Here is a 26,220-nt window from a genome sequence, read left to right as displayed (position 1 = left end):
GTTGTAAATGGATATGCCGTAAGAATCGGTGAGTATCTTGGCCCTAATAGCTGGGGGTTGAGTTACGACTCTACTAGATTACATAAAGATGGGACCTCATTAATTATTACCCCATCCGAAGGCTCGGAAATTGAGATTAAAAACTATTCTAAGGGTGATTTCGGGATCATTCTAGAGTATGCACCTGAAGAACAACCATCTATAAATACTGATCATGTAATTTTAGGTGATCAGAAGCCGCTGGAAGATGAAGACGGGAATATCGAGTTAGATAGTTGGGGAAATATTATCCCCGATGGTGATGCGCCGAGTCTAAACGATACGATCAACGACACCTCCAGCGATGACGAGATCAAAGCTCTAGGCGGTAATGACGAAGTTATCAGAAAGCATGGTGGTGAAGACAATATCCAGTTAGGGGACGGTGACGATGATCTGCGGACCCTTCAAGGCGTTTCAGGTACGGTGATAGCGGATGGTGGTTCCGGTGACGATTACATCGGTACCGGCAATGAAAGTGACGTCCTGGAAGGCGGTTCCGGCGCTGACGGCCTTTATGGCGCCGGAGGCAACGACTTTATCTATGGTGATCAGAAGGGAGATCACGATAGCTTAATCGAGACTGGTGAAACTCAGCAAGGTTCTGGTCAGCGCGGTGAATGGGTCGATGCGGAAGACGGCGATGACCAGGTATTTACCGGAGCCGGTAATGACCTTCTAGCCGGCGGTGACGGTAATGACCTTCTGGTATCCGGTGGCGGTAATGACTGGATTTGGGGGGACAGAAACACTCACTCGGGTAAGGATGAGTGGCGCTCCTGGAACGTTACGGAAACCATTGAAGAAGACCCTGAAAATGAAACCACTATTCATCGGTATCATTTAAATCAAATCTACACTGAAAGTAATGACGGCATTGGTGATGACCAAATTTACGCCGGTGCCGGTGATGATTTCGTCAGTGGTGAACGAGGCAAAGACACCATCTACCTTGGTCTGGGTAATGATAAGGCTTGGGGGGGGGCAGATGACGATACGATCCATGGCGGTAGCGGTGACGATTTAATCAATGGCGATAACAGCATCCTTGGTTTACCTGCGAATGAACATGGATCCGACACGCTTTACGGTGGTGCAGGTAACGATGAAATTCATGGTGGAGGTTCCGGAGATATCATCGCGGGAGGTGAGGGTGATGATGCCTTATTCGGTGATGGTTCCGATATCACGCTTGAGTATCAAGGGAGTGATTACATCGACGGAGGTGCTGGGAATGATAAAATTGTGGGCCGGGGAGGCGCCGATATTCTGTTAGGTGGCGCTGGTGCAGACGACATTTTCGGTGGTGAAGGTGATGACTTTATTTCAGGAGGCGCCGGCAATGACAACTTAACCGGCGACGATGATTCTAAACCCGATGAATTTGGTACTGATACGATCGATGGAGGCGATGGGGACGATATCATTTGGGGAAATGGAGGGTCCGATTTCCTTTATGGCGGTGACGGTAATGATCAACTTCAAGGGGATTCTTTAACTACAGCGGTAGAGTATCAGGGAGATGATCTATTAGATGGCGGAAGTGGTGACGATACCCTGTTTGGATTTGGTGGGAACGATACTTTATATGGTGGCGAAGACGATGACCTTCTTTTCGGCTACGAGGGAGACGATACGCTTGATGGCGGAGCCGGTCAGGATGTGCTTTTCGGTGGTGACGGTAACGATACCCTGAGAGGTGGGAGAGGCGACGGCGATTATCTGGAGGGTGGCCGTGGCGATGATGTTTATCTTTTTGCCATCGGTGATGGCGATACGGTTATCGATAATTCCAATAGCACGCTCTCTCTTCCCGCTTCGGGAGTTCAGGGAGACGATATAACAATTCCGACGCCAACGCCGAATATTCAAACTGATCGATTGCGTTTTCTGTCAGATATTTCAGCCGATGATATTAAGGCTAAACGACAAGGCGACAACCTTATACTTACGATCGTCCCATCGAATGAAACGATCACAATCAAAAATCATTTTTACTTCGAGCTAGATGTCAGCGCGCCGCAGAACGATCTGCATATGTCGGCGATCGAATTTGCCGACGGGAGTTCCTGGGATACCGATAAGATCGAAGAGTTGGTGCTGATTGGAACAGAGGAGTCGGATTATCTGAGTGGCACCTACCGCGATGACTATATCAGTGGATTGGGCGGCGATTATACCTTGATAGGTGGTGCCGGCAATGACCTGATTTACGGTGGTGATGGTAATGATCACATCGAGGGTGGCGCAGGGAATGACCAGCTTTTCGGCGATGACGGCAACGATCATATTGAGGGAGGTAGCGGTGACGACATCCTCAATGGTGGTGCAGGGCTGTACGATACCCTATCCGGCGGAGCGGGCAATGATACCTACCTGTTTGCCAAAGGTAGTGGTGGTGCCACTATCCGAAATGAAGATGATTCGACAGATCGAACCGATAAACTGAAATTAACCGGTGATATCACCCCGGATGACGTCGTTATTTCATCGTCGCTGAATAATCTTATTCTCACTATTACCAGTACCGGAGAGAAAATTACGGTAATCGATCATTTCGATAATCGCCAGTCTGAAATTGATGTGGTGGAATTCCCGGATGGTACGGTCTGGACAGCCGAATCCATTAAAGATTCTCTTCTGACCGGCTCTGCTGCTTCTGACACGTTGAGGGGATTTGATTCTGATGACGTTCTTAACGGACTTGAAGGTGATGACAATCTATACGCCGAAGGTGGTAATGATCAGATTACCGGAGGGAAGGGTGATGATCAGATAGATGGTGGTGCCGGCGATGATACCTATATCTTCGCCCAAGGGGATGGCGTCGATACGATTACCGACGACTCCGGTCAAATTACCATTCAGCTAACGGATCAGGATTTTACTAATGTATTGATGCGACGCAGTGATACAGGGCTTTATATCAGCTTCTTAGGTAACGATTCCGACGGCATCCGTATTAATCACTTCTACAGTGCTGTCGGTGCCGCTGCATCAAGGGGCCTGACATTTATTTCAGCGGATAATTCGTCGATTATGTTGACTCCGAGTGAGGTCGATACCCGAACCAACATGGGGACGGATGAAGTCGAGTCTATCTATGGCAGTCATCAGGATGATGAAATCCATGGATACGGTGGGAGCGATCATCTGTACGGCGAGCAGGGCAATGATGCGCTCTATGGTGGTGATGGATCAGACGTTATTTCCGGTGGCGATGGTGATGATCAGTTATTCGGCGGTGACGGCAGCGATTCACTTTCCGGCGGGCAGGGTAATGATACCTACCATGTAGGTTTTGGCGGTACCGATCGCGTCGATGAAAATGCCGGTAAGCTTGATGACATTGATGTCATCCGATTGGACGAGAACTTCCTGCCAGAAAATATCAGGGTCAGATACCAGCCGGGCTCGAAAGACTTACTGCTGGAGTACGATGGCGGTGAATTGTACGTTTCCGATTTCTTTAATCAGCTAAACCGATCTGCGCAATCCGTTGAGAGCATTGAATTTGCTGATGGGACTGTTTGGAGTCGTAATGACATTCTTGATATGGCTAAAACAGGCTATGAAACCGATGATGATCTGATTGGCTTTGAGTCTGACGATATCCTGGTTGGTAACGGGGGGAATGACAATCTGGTTGCCAACGCAGGTAACGACCGCCTGGAAGGTGGTGCCGATGAAGATCATCTGTATGGCCTAGCAGGCGATGACACCCTGATCGGCGGCACCGGGAGTGACCATCTGGATGCCGGCGCAGGGCATGACCGCTACCTTTTCTCTGTCGGTGATGGCGACGACACTATTGTTAACAATGGTGCTAACGGAGATGTCGACAGCATTGAGTTTGCCCAGGGCATTCTTTCCGAGAATGTCCATGTTGAACGCAGTGCCAATGACCTGATCGTTCGATATAGCGCAGATGATTCGATCAAGTTAGCCGGTTTCTATATGGGCGATGATGCCTCTGCCGGATCGATTAGCCAGGTTTTGTTTGCTTCTGGGGAAGTATGGAATCAGCAGGAACTTCTGCAGCGTGCGCTGATTGGCGATCAGAGTGATAACGTCATCACCGGCTATGCCTATGACGATAATCTTCAAGGAAATGCGGGCGATGATACCTTAAGGGGCGGTGCCGGCAACGATGCTTATACCTTCTCATCGGGCGATGGTGTAGACATCATCGACGATCGGGAAGGCTCAACAACGGTCAAGTTTGAAGATGTGCGTCCGGATCAGGTATTGATTCGAAGAGACGGCGATAATTTTGTGCTCACTTATGGCACGGACAAGATCACCCTGCTCAATCATGTCGAGGACGGTAGCTTTATCTCTGACGGAAGCCGTATCGAAACCATCGAGTTTTCGGACAACGTCAGCTGGAATGCTGCGGATATTCGCCTTCAGGCGTTACGGACTACTGCCGATCAAGACTATATCGAAGGTTTCAACACTGAAAATGATATTTCAGGCGGTGATGGGAATGACCAGCTCTTTGGCGGCGCTGCTGATGACTCACTCTCCGGTGATGCTGGTGACGATCTGATTTGGGGCAATCTAGGAAATGATACTTTAGAGGGGGGAATCGGCTCAGATACCCTTTGGGGTGGCGGCGATAATGACAATCTGCAGGGGCAATCTGGAGACGATACACTGTCGGGACAGGAGGGTAACGATACCCTGTCTGGTGGTGATCACAATGATGAACTGCTGGGCGGTGATGGAGAGGATGAGCTGTACGGCGATTCCGGTAACGATACCCTGGACGGCGGGCGTGATGATGATCTGCTGGATGGCGGTCTCGGTGACGATATCCTGACTGATATCCAGGGTGTCAATGTGCTGCATGGCGGCGAGGGCAGCGATCAACTGACGGGCATCGGAGAGCTCTATGGTGATGCCGGCGATGATGTTCTTGAGGGTGAAGGACTTCTGGATGGCGGCGCAGGTCATGACACCTTGATTGGTTGGGGGGCTGACACGCTGCGAGGTGGTGCGGGTAATGACACCTTGATTGCGTTCAGTCAGCTAACGACAACGTTGGCCAATACCCTTGAAGGTGGTGCCGGTAACGACACTCTCTACGGTTCCTTCGGCAACGATACTTATCTGTTTAACCTGGGCGATGGTGCCGACCATATCATTGAACGCCGTCAGGATCAGGCTTATACCAACTTCTCACCTTCTGAGGATATATTGAGATTTGGAGAGGGCATCCAAGCCGATGATCTGTCGTTTGCCCGTCATGGCGACAATATGGTCATCAGTCACAGCAACGGCAGTGATCAGATCACTATTGAAAACTGGTTCCGTCAGCCTACCGAACACTTCAAGATCAATCGCTTTGAATTCGCCGATGGCAGCACGCTGACCAATGCCGACCTGGAAGCCCTGATGGTGACCTACGGCACAGACGGCGATGATGCGCAGCTACACGGCTACCGTGATCTGAACGAAGAGTTCCGGGCCGGAGCCGGTGAAGACGGTGTCTGGTCCGGAGAAGGTAACGACAGGGTTTATGGTGATGCCGGGGATGATTACCTTGATGGTCAGAACGGGGACGATCAGCTGTTTGGCGGGGATGACAATGATCGCCTGGTAGGGCGTTCGGGCAACGATACTCTGGACGGTGGTACCGGTGACGACAAGTACTTCACCTTTGCCGGTGATGGTCATGACGTTATCGACAACAGCGGTGGTGGTTACGATGTTCTGTTCTTCCAGGATGGTATCGATAGTGATCGCCTGGCCTTTGTGCGGGATGGCGATGACCTGCTGGTTAATGTGGATGACGGTTCAGCGCAGTCTGTACGAATCATCAATCACTTCCTCGGCGGTGACTATGCCATTGATGTCATTCAGCCGAGCAGCGGCTATGGCCTGAGTACTGATCAGATCAATCAGATTGTGGCTGCCAGTGAGGTGGAAGGCGACTTCGACTCCCTGATTGATGGCGATGCTAATGCAGGGGTTCATCAAGGTAGCGGTGGTAACGACCTGATTCGTGGTTTTGGTGGTAACGACAGCCTTTACGGAATGTCGGGCGATGATCGCCTGGAAGGTGGAGAAGGCAACGATTACCTGTCTGGTGGTAATGGTATCAACAGCGATTCAGGTAATGATGTGTTGATCGGTGGTGCAGGCGACGACACGCTGTTTGGTGAAGACGGAGATGATCGCCTGGAAGGTGGTGCTGGTAATGACCGCTACTATTACTTTGCGGGTGATGGTAAGGATGAAATCCTCGATGCCGAAGATGGCCAGGACATCCTTTTCTTCAATGATGTCAGCCCTGATCGACTGAGCTACCACCAGGATGGTGATGATCTAATCGTATTGGTAGATGGTGATCTGAATCAGCAGGTTCGTATCAAAAATCACTTCCTCGGCGGAAACCATGAAATCATGGTGCAGCCAAACGGTGGTTATACCCAGACTGCCGCTGCTATTGCCGCTCAGCTGACAGCCCTACGGGGCAGTGATTCCTCGACCGGCAACGGGTCGGATACAGGCGATACCGGCAACACCGGGGGAGATAGCGGTAGCGACCAGTCCGGTGGTGATACGGCGCCAGCCGGCCCCTCTTTGAACCTTGATGGCGATGATGCGATATCCGGGACCGATCAAGGCGAGATTCTCGTAGCGGGTGCCGGTAACGATTCGATTGCAGGACTAGGAGGTAACGATCGTCTTATCGGTGGCACCGGTGATGATGTATACATCATCGGCGCGGCAAATGGACAGGACGTGATCATCGATTCCGAAGGGCAGAATATCATTCGATTCGTTGATGGCATCGGTTTCAACGATGTGGCCAGCGGACTGATGAAGTCGGGTAACGATCTGATCCTTAGAATCTCGGGTTCAAGCACCAATCAGGTCCGCATTTCAAACTTCTTCTCGGTGGCTAATACCATTGAAAAACTGGAGTTTGAAGTGGGAGGGCAGCTCACCGCAGCGCAGTTGTTTGGCGCTTTCGGTCTAGCGGCACCAACAGCAACATTAAGCAGTGGTGAGTTGGTGTTGGGAGATGCTTTGGCGAATACCTTAGCCGGTGGTGACGGTCATGACCTGCTGTTTGCAGGACGGAGTGATGACAGTCTGCAGGGTGGATTGGGGAATGACCAACTGATTGGTGGGGATGGAGATGATGTTTATCTCATAGGCGCTGGACATGGTCAGGACACCATCGTTGATACTCAGGGCAGCAATATCATTCGCTTCACGGACGGTATCGTCTTCAATGATGTGGCAAGTGGCCTGATGAAATCAGGCAATGATCTTACCTTGAGAGTTGGTACGAATGGAGATCAGGTACAGATCGAGAACTTCTTTGCCATCGCCAATACTATCGAGCGACTGGAGTTTGAAACAGGCGGTCAAATTACGGCAGCGCAATTGTATGGTGCCTTCGGAGTGAGCGCACCGACAACTACGGCCGTTACCTATGATCTGTTGACCGACGTGATTGCCGGTACTGATGGCCAGGACACGCTCACGGGTAGCGACCGTGATGACCAGCTTTCAGGAGGCGCCGGTGATGATGTGCTTTCGGGAAGTGGAGGCAACGATATCCTGATTGGAGAAACCGGCAACGACGTTCTGGACGGTGGCGCTGGAGATGACCTGTACCTGTTTTCTCAGGGCGATGGTCAGGACCATATCATTCAGAACGATACAGCAGGCCATGATGTGTTGTCGTTGTCCGGAGGTGTTACAACAGATCAGCTGTGGTTCAGCCGACAGGGTGATGATCTTCAGATCAACCTTGTCGGCAGTGATGATCAGGTAACCGTTGGTGACTGGTACCTCAGTGATGGCGCCCAACTGGATGAGATCGAAGTCGGCACATCGGTGCTCAGGAATAATCAGGTGGCTCAATTAGTCAATGCAATGGCAGCCTTTGATGTTCCTTCCGGTGCCGGCAGTGTTATCAGCCAGTCAACCCAGGACGCACTGCAGCCTGTGTTGACTGCAGCCTGGGAAAGTCGCTAGGTTTAGCTTTTTCCAAAGCCTAGCGTGTCAGAGGGGCGTCGAGTGATCGGCGCCCCTTTTCTTTTACTGTTTACTCTCTTCACCAAGCCTCGTCTGAATCAGAAACATGGCCAGCCCCGACAATGTTTCCTTAGCACTTGCACCTAGGCGGCATACATCATGATCTGCGGTAGGTCGTCGATCATCTTCTGTATTGAGTGACAGAGGAGCTTAGCAATCGATGACTCCCACCGGGATGATCATCAACCAGCGCAACGACCAGACCAGAGACTCGAATCGATGTATGGGGTCTTCCTTTACCTAAAGTGCTGTTAAGTTAAGAACTTAGCTGTCGTCCGGCTCGTAACCCAGGTTCGACGCCAGCCAGCGCTCCATCTCTTTCTGCTCCATGCCCTTACGCTTGGCGTAATCTTCCACCTGGTCCTCGGCAATTTTGGCAACCGCGAAGTAGCGGCTGTCCGGGTGGCTGAAGTACCAGCCGCTGACGGCCGCGGTGGGCGTCATCGCGAAGTGTTCGGTCAGGCTGATGCCGGTGTTGGCTTCGGCGTCGAGTAACTCCCACATCAGCGCTTTCTCGGTGTGATCGGGGCAGGCGGGATAGCCGGCAGCCGGTCGAATACCGGGATAGCTCTCTTGGATCAGTTCATCGTTGCTGAAGCTCTCGTCGCTGTTGTAGCCCCAGAACTCTTTCCGAACGCGCTCATGCATCCGTTCCGCGAAGGCTTCGGCCAGGCGATCGGCCAACACTTTCACCATGATGGCGTTGTAATCGTCGTGCTCGGCTTCATATTCGGCGACCAACTCATCGACACCGATCCCTGCCGTTACCGCAAAGGCGCCGATATAGTCGGCCTTGCCGCTATTTTCGGGAGCGACAAAGTCACTCAGGCAGTTGTTGAACCGGCCCTGCGGTTGCTGGGTCTGCTGGCGCAGGTGATGCAGCGTGGTGAGTCGCTCATTCCGCTTTTCATCGGTGAACAGAGCGATATCATCGTCGTTGACCTGATTGGCTGGGAATAGCCCAATCACGGCTCGGGCTTTGATCAGCTTGCCGTCGATCAGCTTTTTCATCATCGCCTGGGCATCGGCGAACAGCTTGCGCGCCTCTTCCCCCAGCTTTTCGTCATCGAGGACCTGCGGATAGCGCTTTTTCAGCTCCCAGGCGTGGAAGAAGAAGGTCCAGTCGATGTAATCCAGCAGTTCGTTGAGGTCATAGTCATCAAATACCTGAACTCCTAGCTGCTTGGGGACGGGAGGCTGATAGTTGTCCCAGTCCAGTTGCAGCTTGTTGGCGCGGGCCTTGTCCAGATTGACCCGACGGGCGTCCTTGGACTTGGCGTAGTGGCGCTCGCGGGCCTCGGCGTACTCCTGGCGGATCTCGGCGACGTAGTCTTCGCGTTGGGTTTTGCTCAACAGTGCGCTGGCGACGCCGACACTGCGAGAGGCGTTGTGGACGTAGACCGTGGGCGAACTGTAGGCCGGCTCGATCTTGACCGCGGTGTGCATCTTGGAGGTGGTGGCACCCCCGATCATCAGCGGGATCTGGTGACCCTGGCGCTCCAGCTCCTTGGCCACATGCACCATCTCGTCCAGCGACGGGGTGATCAGGCCGGACAGGCCGATCAGGTCGGCGTTCTCTTTGATCGCCGTCTGGATGATCTTCTCGGCCGGGACCATCACGCCCAAGTCGACAATCTCGAAGTTGTTACACTGCAGCACCACGCCGACGATGTTCTTGCCGATGTCGTGGACGTCGCCCTTCACGGTGGCCATGATCACCTTGCCGTTGGAGCTGGTCTCACTACCGGCTTTTTCCTCTTCGATAAAGGGCATCAGGTAGGCGACCGCCTTCTTCATCACGCGGGCCGACTTCACCACCTGGGGCAGGAACATCTTGCCGGCGCCGAACAGGTCGCCGACCACGCTCATGCCATCCATCAGCGGGCCTTCGATGACCTGCAACGGACGCTCGTGGGCCTGCCGGGCTTCTTCGGTATCTTCGTCGATAAACTCGGTGATGCCTTTGACCAGTGCGTGTTCGAGCCGTTTGTTGACCGGCCAGCTGCGCCACTCCTGCACGGTTTTGGTGTCTTCCTGGGTTGCGCCGGTGTTGTAGTCGCCGGCGATATCCAGCAGCGCTTCGGTGGCGTCTTTGTCACCCTCGACGGCACGGTTAAGGATTACATCCTCAACCCGCTCGCGCAGTTCGGTGGGAATATCTTCGTAGATCGCCAGCTGACCGGCGTTGACGATGCCCATGTCCATGCCGGCCTTGATGGCGTGGTACAGGAACACCGCGTGGATCGCTTCACGGACCGGGTTGTTACCACGGAACGAGAACGACACGTTGGAGACGCCGCCGGAGACCATCGCGTGGGGCAGGGTCTGTTTGATGGTGCGGGTCGCCTCGATAAAGTCGACCGCATAGTTATTGTGCTCGTCGATGCCGGTGGCGACCGCAAAGATATTGGGGTCGAAGATGATATCTTCGGCCGGGAAGCCGACCTTGTTGACCAGAACCTCGTAGGAGCGTTGGCAGATCTCGACCTTGCGGTCCAGGGTGTCGGCCTGGCCGGTTTCGTCGAACGCCATCACCACCACGGCGAAGCCATAGCGCTTGATCAGCTTGGCCTGCTCGATAAATTTCTCTTCGCCTTCCTTGAGGCTGATCGAGTTGACGATACCTTTGCCCTGGATGCACTTCAGGCCGGCCTCGAGGATCTCCCACTTGGAGGAGTCAACCATGACCGGCACCTTGGCGATCTCCGGCTCACCGGCGATCAGGTTGAGGAAGCGAACCATCGCCGCCTCGGAGTCGAGCATCCCTTCGTCCATGTTGATGTCGATCACCTGGGCGCCGTTCTCGACCTGTTCGCGGCAGATATCCAGCGCGGTCTCGTAGTCCTGCTCTTTGATCAGACGCTTGAACTTGGCCGAGCCGGTGACGTTGGCGCGCTCGCCGACGTTGACGAACAGGGTGTCGGGGCCGATGTTGAACGGCTCCAGGCCGGACAGGCGACACTGGACATCGATCTGCGGCAGCGGACGGGGCGGGTATTGACGCACCGCATCACCGATCGCTTTGATATGCTCCGGCGTGGTGCCACAGCAGCCACCGACGATGTTCAGCAGACCGCTGCTGGCCCATTCACCGATCTCTTCGGCCATCTGCTCCGGGGTTTCGTCGTAACCGCCGAACGCATTGGGTAGGCCAGCGTTGGGGTGGGCCGAGACAAAACCATCGGAAATGCGTGAAAGCTCTTGAAGATAGGGGCGTAACTCATTGGGACCTAAGGCACAGTTCAAGCCGACAGACAGCGGCTGGGCATGACGAACCGAGTTCCAGAACGCCTCGGTGGTCTGGCCGGAAAGGGTACGGCCGGAAGCGTCGGTGATGGTGCCGGAGATCATCACCGGCAGACGCTTGTCGCCGATCAGGCCGTTGTCGTCGAAGTATTTTTCGATCGCATAGATCGCCGCCTTGGCATTCAGGGTGTCGAAGATGGTCTCGATCAGCAGCAGGTCGGAGCCGCCTTTGACCAGACCGTCGATCGCTTCCAGGTAGGCCTCGACCAGTTCATCGAAGCGTACGTTGCGGGCAGCCGGGTCGTTGACGTCCGGGGAGATGGAGGCGGTACGGTTGGTCGGGCCGAGTACCCCGGCCACGTAGCGGGGCTGATCCGGGGTCAGGGCGCTGTACTTATCCGCTGCGGCGCGGGCCAGCTTGGCCGCTTCCAGGTTGATCTCGTGGGTCAGCGACTCCATGTCGTAGTCGGCCATCGCGATCGAGGTGGCGTTGAAGGTGTTGGTTTCGAGGATATCGGCACCGGCAGCCAGATAGGCTTCGTGGACCTCTTGAATAATGGTCGGCGCCGTCAGTACCAGCAGGTCGTTGTTGCCCTTGACGTCACAGTGCCAGTCGGCAAACCGTTCACCCCGGTAGTCGGCTTCTTCCAGCTGGTATTGTTGAATCATGGTGCCCATACCGCCGTCGAGAACCAGAATGCGTTGCTGGAGGCTTTGCTTCAGTGAGTTGAGGAGATCGGTCACTTCTTGATCCTTTTATTCATTAGCGTTGGGTACGGGCGTGGCGGTGCCGGAGCCTAAAAACCGTGCATTGTACTTGGAATAATCAGCTAAGAGGCTGAATTTGCTTCAATTGGTGATGAAAAAAATGAGGTTTGGCATTTTTCGGCAGGCTTTTGTTGCGTTGCATTAAAAGTTTGGCTTTGAAATACTCGCGGGCCGGTTAAAAAATGGCCGACGAGTCGGCAAGCGATAGGTGGTAGGAGGTTTATATGACGTCACAGGGTCACAGCAGCGACAAAACTGTACGTGCCAGCCTGGATAACCTGTTGCGGATCTTCACCGTCCCCGAGGCGCCGGAGTCGACCCTCGGCCGACTCGATCAATCGATCTCCCAGAACATGGCCGGCTTTCTGCAGCAGCATATCGTGGCCGAAGAGATCGATCTGGCCGAGATCGAACAGGATTTCACCGACACCGAAATCCCTGAGTCAGCCCTGCTGGTGTCCGAGCAGACCGACTTTCTGCTCGAGAAGGTAGTCGCTCAATCGGTGCACACCTCGTCACCGAGTTTTGTCGGTCATATGACCTCGGCGCTGCCGTATTTCATGATCCCATTGTCCAAGATCATGATCGCGCTGAACCAGAACCTGGTGAAAACCGAAACCTCCAAGGCCTTTACTCCGCTGGAGCGTCAGGTGCTGGGTATGCTGCACCGACTGGTTTACGGCAATGATGAAGCCTTCTATCAACGTTGGCTACACGATGCCCATCAGCATCTGGGGGCGTTTTGCTCCGGCGGCACCATCGCCAACATCACCGCGCTCTGGGCCGCCCGCAATCGTGCCTTCGGCCCGGATGGCGAGTTTCGCGGCATCGCCGAAGAGGGCGTCTATGCGGCCTTCAAACACTATGGCTGTGAAGGTGGCGCGGTGCTGGTTTCCGAGCGTGGCCACTATTCATTAAGCAAGGCGGCCGATGTGCTGGGATTGGGACGCGCCGGTTTGGTGGCGGTTGAGACCGATGACCTGAATCGGATTCGTCCCGAGGCGCTGCAGGCCAAGATCGCCGAGTTAAAAGCGCAGGGGATTCGTCCGTTTGGCTTGGTAGGTATCGCCGGCACCACCGAAACCGGTCATATCGATCCGCTCGACACCCTGGCTGATATCGCCGAAGAGCACCAGCTGCATTTCCATGTCGATGGTGCCTGGGGCGGGCCGACTCTGTTCTCCGAAAAGTATCGTGGTCGCCTGGCGGGTATCGAGCGGGCCGACTCGGTAACGATTGATGCCCATAAGCAGCTCTATGTGCCGATGGGGGTGGGGCTGGTGTTGTTCAAAGATCCCGCCGCGCTCAACAGCATCGAGCACCATGCCCAGTACATTATTCGTCAGGGATCGAAAGACCTGGGCAGTAATACCCTGGAAGGTTCGCGCCCCGGGATGGCGATGCTGGTCCACTCGGCACTGAAGATTATCGGTCGGCGTGGCTATCAGCTGTTGATCGATCAGGGAATCGAAAAAGCCGCGGCGTTTGCCCGCATGATCGATGCGCATCCGGAATTCGAGCTGATCACCGAGCCGGAACTGAATATTCTGACCTACCGCTGGTGTCCGCCGGAAGCCCGCGCGCTGCTGGAGGGTGCCGGTTCTGACCAGGCCGCTGAACAAAGAACCGAACTTAACGAGCTGCTCAACCGATCAACCCGCTATCTGCAAAAGACTCAGCGTGAGCACGGGCGGGCGTTTGTGTCCCGCACCCGGCTGACCCCGAAACGCTATGACGGTCAGCCGATCGTGGTGTTCCGGGCGGTGCTGGCGAATCCGTTGACCACCGAAGCGGTACTGCGTGAGATCCTGATCGAGCAGGTCGAGATCGCCAAAGATGCAGCGTTGGCGCCGGTTCGTCAGCAGATCGAGCGGCTTTGTCAGACCTGACCGCCAAGAGCTTGTCGGCGGTGAACTGATTCAACTCAGTTTTATCCGTCGAATGCCCGACGAAAGTCTTATCGCGCTGTTAATAATCCTTTACAATTCGGCCAATTTATCCGCGCCAAGCGTTTCTGCCTTGGCGCTGCAGCCACAGGTAGGGGAGTCAGATGGCGGTCCACGAGATCAAACATCCGCTGGTACAGCATAAAATCGGCCTGATGCGTAAGCATGGGGTCAGCACCAAACATTTCCGTGAGCTTTGCAGTGAGATCGGCAACCTGCTGACTTACGAGGCGACGCGCGAGCTGGAAACCGAGTTGGTGGAAATTACCAGTTGGACCGGTGACCCGCTGATGGTTGAGAACATCAAGGGTAAAAAGATCACCGTGGTGCCGATTCTGCGGGCCGGTCTGGGCATGCTCGACGGGGTGTTGCAACTGGTTCCGAGCGCCAAGGTCAGCGTGGTTGGCCTGTATCGCGACGAAGAAACCCTGGAAGCCGTGCCTTACTTCGAAAAGCTGGTCAGCGATATCGATGAGCGTACCGCGCTGATCATCGATCCGATGCTGGCTACCGGCGGCACCCTGATCGCCACCATTGACATGCTGAAGAAGGCCGGCTGCCAATCAATCAAAGGCCTGTTCCTGGTCGCGTCCCCGGAAGGGATCGCCAAGCTGGAAGAAGCCCATCCGGATATCGACATCTACACCGCCTCAGTTGACGAGCGCCTCAACGATCAGGGCTATATCCTGCCGGGTCTGGGCGATGCCGGTGACAAGATCTTCGGAACCAAGTAATTCGGCATTTCCTTGCACGATTCAATTAAACGCGGAGCGGCAACAGGCCGCTCCGTTCTTATAAAGCTGTAGCTGGAGCCCTCTATGTCTACCTCTCTTCATCCGAGTATCCTTGGTGCTCAGATGCTGTTTGTCGCCTTCGGCGCACTGGTGCTGGTGCCGATCCTGACCGGCCTGGATCCGAACGTGGCGCTGTTTACCGCTGGTCTCGGTACGCTGGTTTTCCAGATCGTGACCAAGCGCTCGGTGCCGATCTTCCTGGCTTCCTCGTTCGCCTTTATCCCGGCCATCATCCACGGTGTATCGACCTGGGGTATCGCCGGCACCATGTCTGGTCTGATCGCTGCCGGTGTGTTCTACATGATCCTGAGTGCCATCGTCGCAGTACGCGGCAGTGGCTTCCTGCACCGTTTGCTGCCGCCGGTGGTGGTGGGTCCGGTGATCACCGTGATCGGCCTGAGCCTGGCGCCGGTTGGTGTCAATATGGCGCTGGGTAAGACCGGTGACGGTGCCGTCCAACTGATCGACGGCGATGTCGCGATGACCGTGTCGATGCTGACACTGCTGGTCACCGTGCTGGTATCGGTGCTGGCTAAAGGCATGCTGCGACTGGTACCGATTTTGGCCGGTCTGATCGTCGGTTACCTGCTGTCGATCGCTTTCGGTATCGTTAATTTCGATGCGGTCGGGCAGGCGGCCTGGTTTGCCGTGCCCAGCTTCGTGGCGCCGGAGTTCAACCTTGAAGCGATCCTGTTTATTCTGCCGATCGCGATTGCGCCGGCGGTTGAGCATATTGGGGACATGGTGGCGATCAGTAACGTGGCCGGTAAAGACTACCTGGAAAAGCCGGGTCTAAAGCGCACCCTGCTGGGCGATGGTCTGGCGACCAGTGTTGCCGGTGTGCTGGGTGGTCCGCCCAACACCACATACTCCGAAGTGACCGGTGCCGTGGCGCTGACCAAAGCCTTTAACCCGGCCATCATGACCTGGGCGGCGGTATTTGCGATTCTGCTGTCGTTCTCCGGTAAGACCGGTGCGCTGCTGGGCACCATCCCGGTTCCGGTGATGGGGGGCATCATGACCCTGCTGTTCGGCGCTATCGCCGCGATTGGTCTGAACACCCTGGTGAAAGAGGGCAAGGATCTGTCCGAGCCGCGCAATCTGGTGATTGTTTCTCTGACCCTGGTCTTCGGTATCGGTGGTATGCAGATCGGTCTGGGCGAGTTCACACTGAAGGGGATCGCATTGTCGGCCATTCTGGCTATCGTGCTGAACCTGGTCCTGCCGCAGCCGCGTCACGATCACTAAACCTACCTGGTGCTCCGTTCCAGGGGCGCTGCTAACGGCGATTGTTCCTTGCGGAGCGATCGCCGTTTTTGTTTCCGGCGCGCCTTTTTAAAACTACTTATCTCATCACGCTAACTCGCGACGCCGTTCAGAAAGCAATTTTCGCGACCTGCGACTTAAGTTCAGCGTTGTGCCGATTGATATCGTCTATAACTAGTAGCTGATATAGACAAATACGGGTCTTAAGTCGCATCTGAAACCGGTAGTTGTTGTAACGCAACTACAGCATTCACTGAATGGATTCAGGTGGCTTATTTTCGTTATTGGTAACATGAATATTTCACGCCAATCTTTGTCTAATAACGTATTGTTTTATAATGATTATCCTTGACCGTTTCGTATAGCTTGTTCGTCTTTATCTGTTTGTAGTTTGGCGAAGATAGTCTATTGGTCGAAATGGCTGAGGGTTTTTGACATTTATGCCTATGTGCGACTACCAAAGTGCAATACAATACCGGCGCGATATTACAAGGCCAGCTGTTGCGAGAGCGGCTCTACGTTGCCCGCGACGGTGGTATGGCTATAAGCCGGAAACTACGGGGGTACTATGACAACGAATAAACAAACCATCTATTACACGCTGACCGACGAGGCACCTTCACTAGCGACTTGCTCGCTGTTGCCGATCGTTCGTACTTTCACCAAGGCCGCCGGTATCAATGTTAAGATCACCGACATCTCACTGGCCGGCCGTATCCTGGCTGCATTCCCTGACTACCTGAGCGAAGATCAGCAGGTTAAAGACGGTCTGGCGTTCCTGGGCGAGCTGACTCAAGACCCCGATGCCAACATCATCAAACTGCCGAACATCTCCGCGTCTGTTCCTCAGCTGACCGCTTGTATCGCCGAGCTGCAGGGCCAGGGCTACAAGCTGCCTGATTTCCCACAGGACCCTCAAAACGATGAAGAGAAAGCGATCAACGAGCGCTACTCCAAGATTCTGGGTTCTGCCGTAAACCCGGTACTGCGTGAAGGTAACTCTGACCGTCGTGCGCCTAAGGCCGTTAAGAACTTTGCCCGTAAATTCCCCCACTCCATGGGCAAGTGGAGCATGGCCTCCCGCACCCACGCTGACTATATGCGTGGCGGCGACTTCTACTCCAAAGAGCAGTCTTTCACCATGCCGACCGAAGGTGACGTACGAATCGAATTCGTCGACGCCGATGGCAAGGTCACCCTGAAGAAGAAGCTTCATCTTGAAGCCGGCGAGATCATGGACAGCATGTGCATGAGCGTCAAAGCACTGCGTGATTTCCTGGAAGCGACTATGAACGACGCCAAGGAAGACGGCGTACTCTGGTCACTGCACGTGAAAGCCACCATGATGAAGGTCTCGCACCCGATCGTGTTCGGTCACGCGGTAACCGTTTACTACAAAGAAGTGTTCGAGAAATGGGGCGAGCTGTTCGACGAGCTGGGCGTTAACCCGAAGAACGGCCTGATCGACGTCTACGACAAAGTAGAGACTCTGCCGCGCTCCAAGCGTGAAGAGATCCACCGCGACATCCTGGCCACCTACGAGCACCGTCCGCACATGGCGATGGTTGACTCCTACAAAGGTATCACCAACCTGCACGTCCCGAGCGATGTGATTGTCGACGCGTCCATGCCGGCAATGATCCGTAACGGCGGTAAGATGTGGGGTGGTGACGGTAAGCCGGCCGACTGTAAGGCGGTTATGCCGGAGTCCACTTACGCCAAGATCTACCAGGAGATGATCAACTTCTGTAAGACCAACGGCGCCTTCGATCCGACCACCATGGGTACCGTCCCGAACGTAGGTCTGATGGCGAAGAAAGCCGAAGAGTACGGTTCACACGACAAGACCTACGAGCTGGAAGAAGCCGGCACCATGCGGGTTGTCGACACCAAGGGCAACGTTCTGATGTCTCACGACGTCGAGAAGGGCGACATCTGGCGTGCTTGTCAAACCAAGGACGAGCCGGTCCGCGACTGGGTCAAGCTGGCTGTTACCCGTGCCCGTCAGTCTGACACCCCAGCGATCTTCTGGCTTGACCGTAACCGTCCGCACGACATCGAGCTGATCAAGAAGGTTAACTGCTACCTGCAGGAGCACGATCTGGAAGGTCTGGATATCCGCATCAACACCTATGAAGAGGCGATCCGTCGCTCCATGGAGCGCATGCTGCGCGGTCGTGACACCATCTCCGTCACCGGTAACGTTCTGCGTGACTACCTGACCGACCTGTTCCCGATCATGGAACTGGGTACTTCGGCCAAGATGCTGTCCATCGTACCGATGCTGAAAGGCGGTGGTATGTACGAGACCGGCGCCGGCGGTTCTGCACCGAAGCACGTTCAGCAGGTCATCGAAGAGAACCACCTGCGTTGGGACTCGCTGGGTGAATTCCTGGCGCTGGCCGTGTCGCTGGAAGACATGGGTATCAAGCAGGACAACAAGCGCGCTGCGGTACTGGCCAAGTGCCTGGACGAAGCGACCGAGAAACTGCTGGACAACAACAAGTCTCCGTCCCGTAAGGTCGGCGAGCTGGACAACCGTGGTAGTCACTTCTACCTGGGTATGTATTGGGCTCAGGCAGTTGCGGCTCAGACCGAAGACCCGGAGCTGGCGGCAGACCTGGCTGACTTCGCCAAGGCGCTGACCGACAACGAAGACAAAATCATCGGCGAGCTGAGCGATGATCAGGGTCATCCGGTTAAAGAGGTTGAGTTCGGTTACTACCACGCCAAGCGTGACGTCATCAAAGACATCATGCGTCCGAGTAAGACACTGAACGCTATCCTGGCCGACGCCAACAGCTAAGCCCGGACTCTGTTCTATCAAAGCCCAGGTCGGTAACGGCCTGGGCTTTTTTATGCCTTTCGTAAATTGCCGGCCAAAAAAAGCCGCTCATTGAGCGGCTAAAGGTTACTATCGGGGCAACTGATAGAACGGTAATTTGTGTAGCGGATCAGCGCTTTCGTTGAGCCACTTTTTCGCTTAACAGGCAGAGCATCTCCCACATCAGCGTCGCACCGACCAGGGCGGTGTTGCCGCTGGGGTCAAACGGCGGGGAAACCTCCACCAGGTCGGCACCGACCAGATTCAATCCGCGCAAGCCGCGAATGATGCTTTGGGCTTCGATGGTGGTGAGACCGCCGATTTCCGGGGTGCCGGTTCCGGGGGCGTAGACCGGGTCGAGGCAGTCAATATCAAAACTGATATAGCTGGCTTGATCGCCGACCACTTCGCGGGCCGTCTCGATCACCTTGTCGACCCCCATCTCGTTAAACTCCTCGATTCGGATGACGCGAATGCCTTGCTCAAGGCCCCAGTTATCGTCGTTCTCGCTGTAGAGTCCGCCGCGAATACCGATCTGGACCACCCGCTTGGGGTCGAGCACGCCTTCCTCAATAGCGCGTCGGAACGGGGTGCCGTGGGTATATTTGCAGCCGCCGAAATAGCGATCCCAGGTGTCGGTGTGGGCATCGAAGTGGACCATCCCCATGGGGCCATGCTTGTCGGCCAGCGCGCGAAGGATGGGGAGGCTGACCAGGTGGTCGCCACCGGCTGCCAGTGGCACGATATTACGTTGGGTTAGCATGGCAACGAACGCTTCGATCAGATCCAGCGTCTGCTCAATTTGTAACGGGTTGACCGGCGCATCGCCCAGATCGGCGCAGTTGGCCAGTTCGAAGGGGCTTAGCTTCAGCACCGGGTGAACCTTGCGCATCATGGCTGACGCGTCTCGAACCTGGCGCGGACCGTGGCGCGCGCCGGCACGATTGGTGGTGCCACCGTCCCAGGGAATCCCATACAGGCCGATCTCTGTTCCGTCACACGCGTCCGGTGCGTAGTGGGGCAGTCGCATAAAGGTCGCAATACCGGCATATCGTGGAATCGTTTCAGACGGCAGGGGGTTGAAGCTGAGAGGGCTCTGTTCGTTGTTCTCCCATTGACTCATATGTCGTCACCTTATCGTTGTTTTGAGAGCGAATAAGGTGACTATAGGAGTCTAAATATGTTTCTTAAATGCAGGCATTGGAAGGTTTGGGTGTTGGAAATGGAAACATTAGTGCTCAGCTTGACTGCAAAGTGCGTCCAAAAATGCGGTTCTCAATAAGTTAGGTTGGGCATCCCTTCGGGTAATGACTTTGAACGGGACTTGATAGTTAAGGCTGTCCGGCAGGACAGGGCGGATCTGTCCGCTGCTGGCCCATTGCGCGGCATAATGCTCGGGCAGGAAACCGATATATTGACCGCTGAGAATCAGCGTCGCAATCCCTTCGACCTGATATGAGGTTGCCGAGCCTTTGAGCTCGGGGAAATGTTCTTTCAGCAGAATCACATGGGCGTATCCCGGAACGATGAAGTCGTACTCGGTCAACAACTTCATATTGATTTGCGAATCGGGCATTGAAAATAGCGGGTGACTGGCGCCGCAGTAGAGTTTTGACGTCTCCTGGTGCAGATCCTGATAGTTAAGGCCGGGGAGTTGATGGTGATAGGGTGCGACGCCGAGATTGGCCCTGCCTTCGATCACGGCCCGCTCGACCTCGTTGGGGGCCGCCACCTGCAGGTTGATCGTCACTTCCGGCTCACGCTGGTGAAATCCCCCCAACACCTTCACGATCACGGAATTGGAATCGGTAATCATATTGTCGGTCAGGCTCAGTACCAGCTCGCCTACCAGACGGCTGTGGGCTTGATTGACGTTCGAGCGGAACTTCTCCAAATCGATCAACAGCTCCTGAGTGGCGTCGTACACAAGACGTCCATGTTCGGTGAGCTGGAACCCCGATCGTCCGCGCTGGCATAACCGCATGCCCAGGCGGGTTTCGAGGTCTGCCATCTGTCGGCTGATGGCCGATCGACCGATGTTCAATTCGACCTCCGCCGCCGAAAAGCCGCCGCATTCAACGACGGTTTTGAACACGCGTAACAGCTTCAGGTCGGGATCGGCGAGTTGTCCGGTTAGCGGTTGGCGTTTCATTGGGCACACCTGCTTTGTTGTTGTTTTTGTGAATGAGTAGTTTGGGCAGACTAGCATCAAAGTTTCCAGATAAAGAAACTTTGAATAGAAAAAACTGCATTTAACGAAACATAAAACCCATTTAACAATGAGAACTGCCCGGCTGAGGGGGTTCTCAGTTCAGAGGCTGCTCAACAAAAACAATTAGGAGCTACTTATGAATATCGACGTCATCATCGTATTTGTAGTGGTCAAGTAAAACTGGCCACGGATTTGTACGCATTCCAGTAGTTTTTCTCTGTCATATTCGGCGGCAACATATCGTTGTGTTGATGCGGCCGGACCTGGCTGTAATAGCCAATCAAGTAATCAGTAATCGACTGCTTGGCTTGAGCAAATGAGGTGTAGCCAGTTTCGGGTATCCACTCCGTTTTCAGGCTGCGGAAGAAGCGTTCCATTGGCGCGTTATCCCAACAGTTTCCTCTTCGACTCATGCTCTGCTGGATCTGGTAGCGCCATAGGTGCTGCCTGAACCGCAAGCTGGTGTATTGAACACCTTGGTCGCTGTGGAACATCAGATCCTTCGGCCTTCCTCTCGATTCATACGCCATCATCAACGCCTTACTTGTCAGCTTGCTATCAGCTTTTAGCGATAGCGCCCAGCCGACTGGCCTGCGGGCATAAAGATCCAGTACGACCGCTAGGTAAGCCCAACGCTCTCCAGTCCAGACATAGGTGATGTCGCCACACCAAACCTGGTTAGGTTTGCCGACCACGAACTGTCGATCTAGTGCGTTCGGGATTGCCACATGAAGCTTATCGGCTCGCTTATACGCATGTTTTGGCAGCTGGTTGCTCACGAGGCGTAACTCCTTCATCAGCTTGCTTGCAACATAACGGCTGAGTGCCACGCCTCGCTGAGTGACGATGCTGGCCACTGTTCTTGCTCCGGCAGACCCTCCGCTCAACTGATGGGCGGCTCGCACCATCAGTTTAAGCTTGCGACGATAAGGGTTATCGCTTCGAGGCTGGCTGCGCCAGTACTTGTAACTGCTGCGCTGAATATCGAAGATCTGGCACAGCTGTTTGATCGGATAGCTCTCTTGAAGACGCTGAATTATCGAATATTTTTCAGCTCGTCTGACATCAAGAGAGCCAAGCCCTTTTTTAGAATCTCTTTCTCCGTCTCTGCGCGTTTGAGCTGTCTCTCTAGCTCCCTTATACGACGCTGCTCCGGGGTCATCGGCGCGGCTTTCGGACTGTCCCCGCTACGCTCCTGTTTGAGTTGACGTACCCACTTCTCCATTGAGGAGCGACTGACGTTCATCGCCTCACAAGCTTCGCGGATGGTGTAGCCGTGGTCGATAACCAGTTGAGCTGATTCGAGACGGAATTCGGGGCTGAAGTTAGGTCGAGATTTTCGGGTCATTGGATCACCTGTTGTTGAAGAGGTGATGCTATCACCTCTATTCAGGTGGCCAAATTCACTATGCCACTACACGTATTGAAATTGGTGGGCGATGAGTTCTCCTTTACCTTATTCGGATAGGGCGCCCTTCAGAGTACTGGATTGCGGCTGGTCTACGACTTCTACTGAGGGATGGAGAAAGTTGTAATTGGATCTTTACACTTGGATATCTGCTTTCTCTAATTCCTTATAAATGTGGCATCGATCCAAAAAGAGTGTAGAACAACCGGGGAGTGTTATGTAGAGGATGGATTTCAAGGGGCTAAGAACGACGAAAGCCCGCATAACTGCGGGCTTTCCATGGTGCAAGTGAGTGATTTGAGCTGTCATGCTCATGTAAGCAACGGATTTCCAATCCTTACGAATCCGTCTGCTCAGTGGCTAACCCCTGAATGCAAAATCCGCTTAGCCGCTTTGCCAACCCGGGAGCGGTAGAACAGCAGTTGCCAGCGGCGGCCACCAACCTGGCGCCAGAGGATGGCGGCGCGGATGCCGGCCAGTAGCAGGGCGCGGATCTTGTCGGCGTTGTCGTTGTTTTTCAGGTTGCGGGGTTCGCCGGTGACTTGAATCCGGAAGCTGAAGGTGCTGATGGTTTCTTGGTAAAGCTGGGCGATATTGCTGATCACCGGCCCGCGGGCGTAATTCAGCTCCTGCGGATCCTGAATGACCGCTTTGCTGCCGGAACTGTTGCCATCACCGGCGCTGTCCTGTGAGTCGTAATACATCGCTTGGTGACCAATCTGGTCCAGTCGTTGGCCGATCTGGTCGAGCATCTGCGGCTGCTTCTGCAGGCGACTCTCGAGATGGAGCATGCCCATGGCGTAACGGGTGATGTCGCGGTTTACGCTGGCGCGGTTGTCGGCCAGATCCTGGGCCAGTTTCAGGCCTGCCTGCAGGTTGAAGGGCAGGTCACGAACACCGCCATAGACGTCTTCGGTGGCCTGCGGTGAGGTGACGAAGATGCTGTTGATGCTGGCTTCGAAGCTGTTTTGCGGAATCATGCCCCGCTTGGCGATCTGATCGACCAGGCTGGCAGCTTGGAATACACCGGCTAGGGCAATGGCTTGTTCGTCATGGCTTCGAGACATAAGTGCACTTCTTTTTTTGTTACTGTCTGGCGGAAGGTGTCTAGCTTCCGCTATTTATCGATCAGGTCGGATTAATCGGCCGTGGTTTCGATCACGCCGCCGCCGAGGCAAACGTCTTCTGCGTAGAATACCACCGACTGGCCGGGTGTCACGGCGCGCTGGGGCTGATCGAAACGAACGTCGTAGCCGCCTTGCTCGTTTCTGAAGATCTCGCAGGCTTGATCGTCCTGACGATAGCGGGTCTTGGCGGTACAGCGGAACGGCAGTTCCGGTCCTTGCCCATCAACCCAATCGATCTGGCTGGCGCTCAGCGAGCCGCTGAACAGCAGCGGGTGTTGCCCGCCCTGTACCGCGACCAGGACATTGCGCTCCAGATCTTTGCCGGCAACAAACCAGGGGTCGTCAGAAAAACCACTCAGGCCACCGATCCCCAAGCCCTGGCGTTGGCCGATGGTGTGGTACATCAGCCCTTGATGGCGTCCGATTTCGACCCCTTTGTCGGTTTCGATCACACCTGGTTGGGCCGGCAGGTACTGCTGCAGGAAGTCACGGAATCGACGTTCGCCGATAAAGCAGATACCGGTACTGTCCTTCTTATTGTGAGTCACCAGGTCGTGCTGTTCGGCAAGCTTACGTACCTCGGGCTTCTCCAGCTCGCCCACCGGGAACAGGGTTTGGGCGATCTCGGCCTCACCCACCGCGTGGAGGAAGTAGCTCTGATCTTTGTTGCCGTCCAAGCCGCGCAACAGCAGGCAGCGGCCGTCTTCGGTATCGCGACGACGGACATAGTGACCGGTGGCGATATAGTCGGCACCCAGGTGCTTGGCGTAGTCGAGGAAGGCTTTGAACTTGATCTCTTTGTTGCAGAGGATGTCCGGATTCGGGGTACGGCCCGCCTTGTATTCGCTCAGAAAATGCTCGAACACGTTGTCCCAGTATTCGGCGGCAAAGTTGGCGGTGTGCAGCTTGATCCCGAGTTTGTCGGAGACGGCCTGAGCATCGGCCAGATCATCCATGGCGGTGCAGTATTCGGTGCCGTCATCTTCGTCCCAGTTCTTCATGAACAGCCCTTCGACCTGGTAGCCCTGCTGGAGCAGCAGAAGGGCTGAGACCGAGGAGTCAACGCCACCGGACATGCCGACGATCACTTTGGCGTCAGCGGCGGGCTTGTGGGTGGGCTGATTGGATGAAGATGCAACAGCGGCAGTCATGTAACGGGATACCTGAGTGGGCAAAACGGGTATTGTACCGAGCCCCCAGCCTGGGTGGTAGGGGCTGTCGTTTCAGCGAGGACTAGGATTGTTTTGGCGAAGGGGTGAGGAGTAAGGCCGTTGTGGGTGAGTCGCTAGTCCAGCTCGACCAGTAGCTCTAGCGGATAACGGGTTCCTGCCAGATAGTCTTCAATGCCCTGAAGGACCATCGGGCTGCGCAGGCGATGGGCCTGCTCGCGGATCTCTTCCAGCGTCAGCCAGTGGGTGTCGAGGATGCAGGCGTCGAGTTCCAGTTCCGGACGATGCCGGGTCGGCTTGGCGGCAAAGCAGAATCGATGGTAGCAAGTCTGGTTATGGGCGGAGGTGAAGGTATAGAACCCCAGCAGTGCATCGATCTCGACTTCCCAGCCGGTTTCTTCGAGCGCTTCACGTCGTGCTCCGTCAACAATACGCTCGCCCGGTTCCAGATGGCCGGCGGGTTGGTTCAGTACGGTTTGACCGTTGGAGCGCTCTTCGACCAACAAGAAACGTCCCGCATCTTCAATGACACAAGCAACCGTGGCATGGGGCGTCCAGCGCATCATAATCAATCCTCAAGGTAACACACGGATCGGTCCATTCGATCCGTTGATAAGACAGGTACAGAGCAATCGCGGGCGCTACGTTAACCTCTTCATGTCCAGGGGTCAAAGTTAGATAAGAATCATTACGCTTGTTGTTGGCTCGCTATTTGAGAGTCGTCACTCAACAGTGACCCACAGAGTTGTTAGAATGCGGTTTTACAAGCGCTTGTCAGGTTTGTGACCTGCGACCATTACCTGTAGTGAAGGAATATAGCCTTGACCAGTTCCAGCCCGGTAGATCCCAAAACCCATATTCAGGTCCAGACTCAGAGCTTTGACGTCGGGACGGAGTTTGACCGGCTTCGGGATGAGAGCGGATCTGTGGGAGCGGTGGTGTTCTTTACCGGTTTGGTTCGCGATCTGGCGGATGATCCGCTGCAGGAGATGGTACTTGAACATTACCCGGGTATGACCGAACGCTGCCTGGCCGATATCGTCGAGCAAGCCAGACAGCGCTGGCCGTTGCTGCATGTCAGCCTGATTCATCGGGTCGGAGCGCTCAAACCCAACGACCTGATCGTCTACGTCGGCGTCAGCAGCGCCCACCGCGAAGCGGCTTTTGCGGCCTGCGAATTCATCATGGACTACCTTAAGAAAGACGCGCCTTTCTGGAAAAAGGAGCGCAGCGAGTCGCGGGAGCACTGGGTCGAACAAAAAGACAGTGATCTGCAGGCCGCTAAGCGCTGGGACAAGCCCGATTGATCTTTCAGGGGCGGCCCCGGCGCTGTGAATGCCGGAAGCTCGCTCCACCAATT

General features: G+C 54.9%; 13 protein-coding genes. 6 read left to right on the top strand and 7 right to left on the bottom strand.

What is annotated here, in order from left to right:
• Positions 1-57 precede the first annotated feature (57 nt).
• Positions 58-8,040: a calcium-binding protein gene (locus ACO05M_RS12595; protein WP_421863316.1), complete on the top strand. Its 7,983-nt coding sequence runs from the start codon at positions 58-60 to the stop codon at positions 8,038-8,040.
• A gap of 324 nt (positions 8,041-8,364) precedes the next feature.
• Here the strand turns inward: ACO05M_RS12595 and metH are convergent, their stop codons facing one another.
• Positions 8,365-12,090, bottom strand: coding sequence for a methionine synthase (metH, locus tag ACO05M_RS12590; RefSeq protein WP_421863313.1), 3,726 nt, complete (start codon positions 12,088-12,090; stop codon positions 8,365-8,367).
• Between the two features lie 248 nt (positions 12,091-12,338).
• Here metH and panP point away from each other — a divergent pair, with 248 nt between their 5' ends.
• From panP to ACO05M_RS12570, 4 genes are all read left to right on the top strand, one after another.
• Positions 12,339-14,003, top strand: a complete 1,665-nt coding sequence (panP, locus tag ACO05M_RS12585; RefSeq protein WP_421863311.1) for a pyridoxal-dependent aspartate 1-decarboxylase PanP — start codon at positions 12,339-12,341, stop codon at positions 14,001-14,003.
• 161 nt (positions 14,004-14,164) lie between these two features.
• Positions 14,165-14,794, top strand: coding sequence for a uracil phosphoribosyltransferase (upp, locus tag ACO05M_RS12580; RefSeq protein WP_421863308.1), 630 nt, complete (start codon positions 14,165-14,167; stop codon positions 14,792-14,794).
• 84 nt (positions 14,795-14,878) lie between these two features.
• On the top strand, positions 14,879-16,102 hold the full coding sequence (locus tag ACO05M_RS12575; protein WP_421863305.1) for a uracil-xanthine permease family protein: 1,224 nt from the start codon (positions 14,879-14,881) through the stop codon (positions 16,100-16,102).
• Between the two features lie 586 nt (positions 16,103-16,688).
• Positions 16,689-18,926 (top strand): NADP-dependent isocitrate dehydrogenase, encoded by a 2,238-nt coding sequence (locus ACO05M_RS12570; RefSeq protein ID WP_421863302.1) that lies wholly within the window; start codon positions 16,689-16,691, stop codon positions 18,924-18,926.
• Positions 18,927-19,074: 148 nt separating this feature from the next.
• On the opposite strand, the gene speB is transcribed toward ACO05M_RS12570, so the two are convergent.
• The 6 genes from speB to ACO05M_RS12540 all read right to left on the bottom strand — a co-directional run bounded on the left by speB (position 19,075) and on the right by ACO05M_RS12540 (position 25,426).
• Entirely contained in the window at positions 19,075-20,067 is a 993-nt protein-coding gene (gene speB / locus ACO05M_RS12565; protein WP_421863299.1) for an agmatinase, read from the bottom strand.
• A 108-nt stretch (positions 20,068-20,175) separates the two neighbouring features.
• Positions 20,176-21,096 carry a LysR family transcriptional regulator gene (locus tag ACO05M_RS12560; RefSeq protein WP_421863296.1) on the bottom strand — a complete coding sequence of 307 codons (921 nt, stop codon included), beginning with the start codon at positions 21,094-21,096 and terminating at the stop codon, positions 20,176-20,178.
• Between the two features lie 230 nt (positions 21,097-21,326).
• A protein-coding gene (locus ACO05M_RS12555) for an IS3 family transposase (RefSeq protein ID WP_421862525.1) occupies positions 21,327-22,504 on the bottom strand; the annotation gives its coding sequence in 2 pieces (ribosomal slippage) (positions 21,327-22,234 and positions 22,234-22,504; 1,179 coding nt in all).
• A gap of 413 nt (positions 22,505-22,917) precedes the next feature.
• The gene (locus tag ACO05M_RS12550; protein WP_421863293.1) at positions 22,918-23,631 is read right to left on the bottom strand and encodes a lysogenization protein HflD; all 714 of its coding nucleotides are present in this window, start codon (positions 23,629-23,631) and stop codon (positions 22,918-22,920) included.
• Between the two features lie 71 nt (positions 23,632-23,702).
• Entirely contained in the window at positions 23,703-24,842 is a 1,140-nt protein-coding gene (mnmA, locus tag ACO05M_RS12545) for a tRNA 2-thiouridine(34) synthase MnmA (RefSeq protein WP_421863290.1), read from the bottom strand.
• A 134-nt stretch (positions 24,843-24,976) separates the two neighbouring features.
• The gene (locus ACO05M_RS12540; RefSeq protein WP_421863288.1) at positions 24,977-25,426 is read right to left on the bottom strand and encodes an NUDIX hydrolase; all 450 of its coding nucleotides are present in this window, start codon (positions 25,424-25,426) and stop codon (positions 24,977-24,979) included.
• A gap of 255 nt (positions 25,427-25,681) precedes the next feature.
• Between ACO05M_RS12540 and moaE the strand changes: the two genes are divergently transcribed.
• Positions 25,682-26,167, top strand: a complete 486-nt coding sequence (moaE, locus tag ACO05M_RS12535) for a molybdopterin synthase catalytic subunit MoaE (protein ID WP_421863285.1) — start codon at positions 25,682-25,684, stop codon at positions 26,165-26,167.
• Positions 26,168-26,220 lie beyond the last annotated feature (53 nt).

The organism is Motiliproteus sp. (assembly GCF_965230735.1).
Lineage (GTDB): Bacteria > Pseudomonadota > Gammaproteobacteria > Pseudomonadales > Balneatricaceae > Motiliproteus.
The sequence above is the reverse complement of the archived record's forward strand: the minus strand, read 5'-3'. Positions and strand labels throughout refer to the sequence as shown.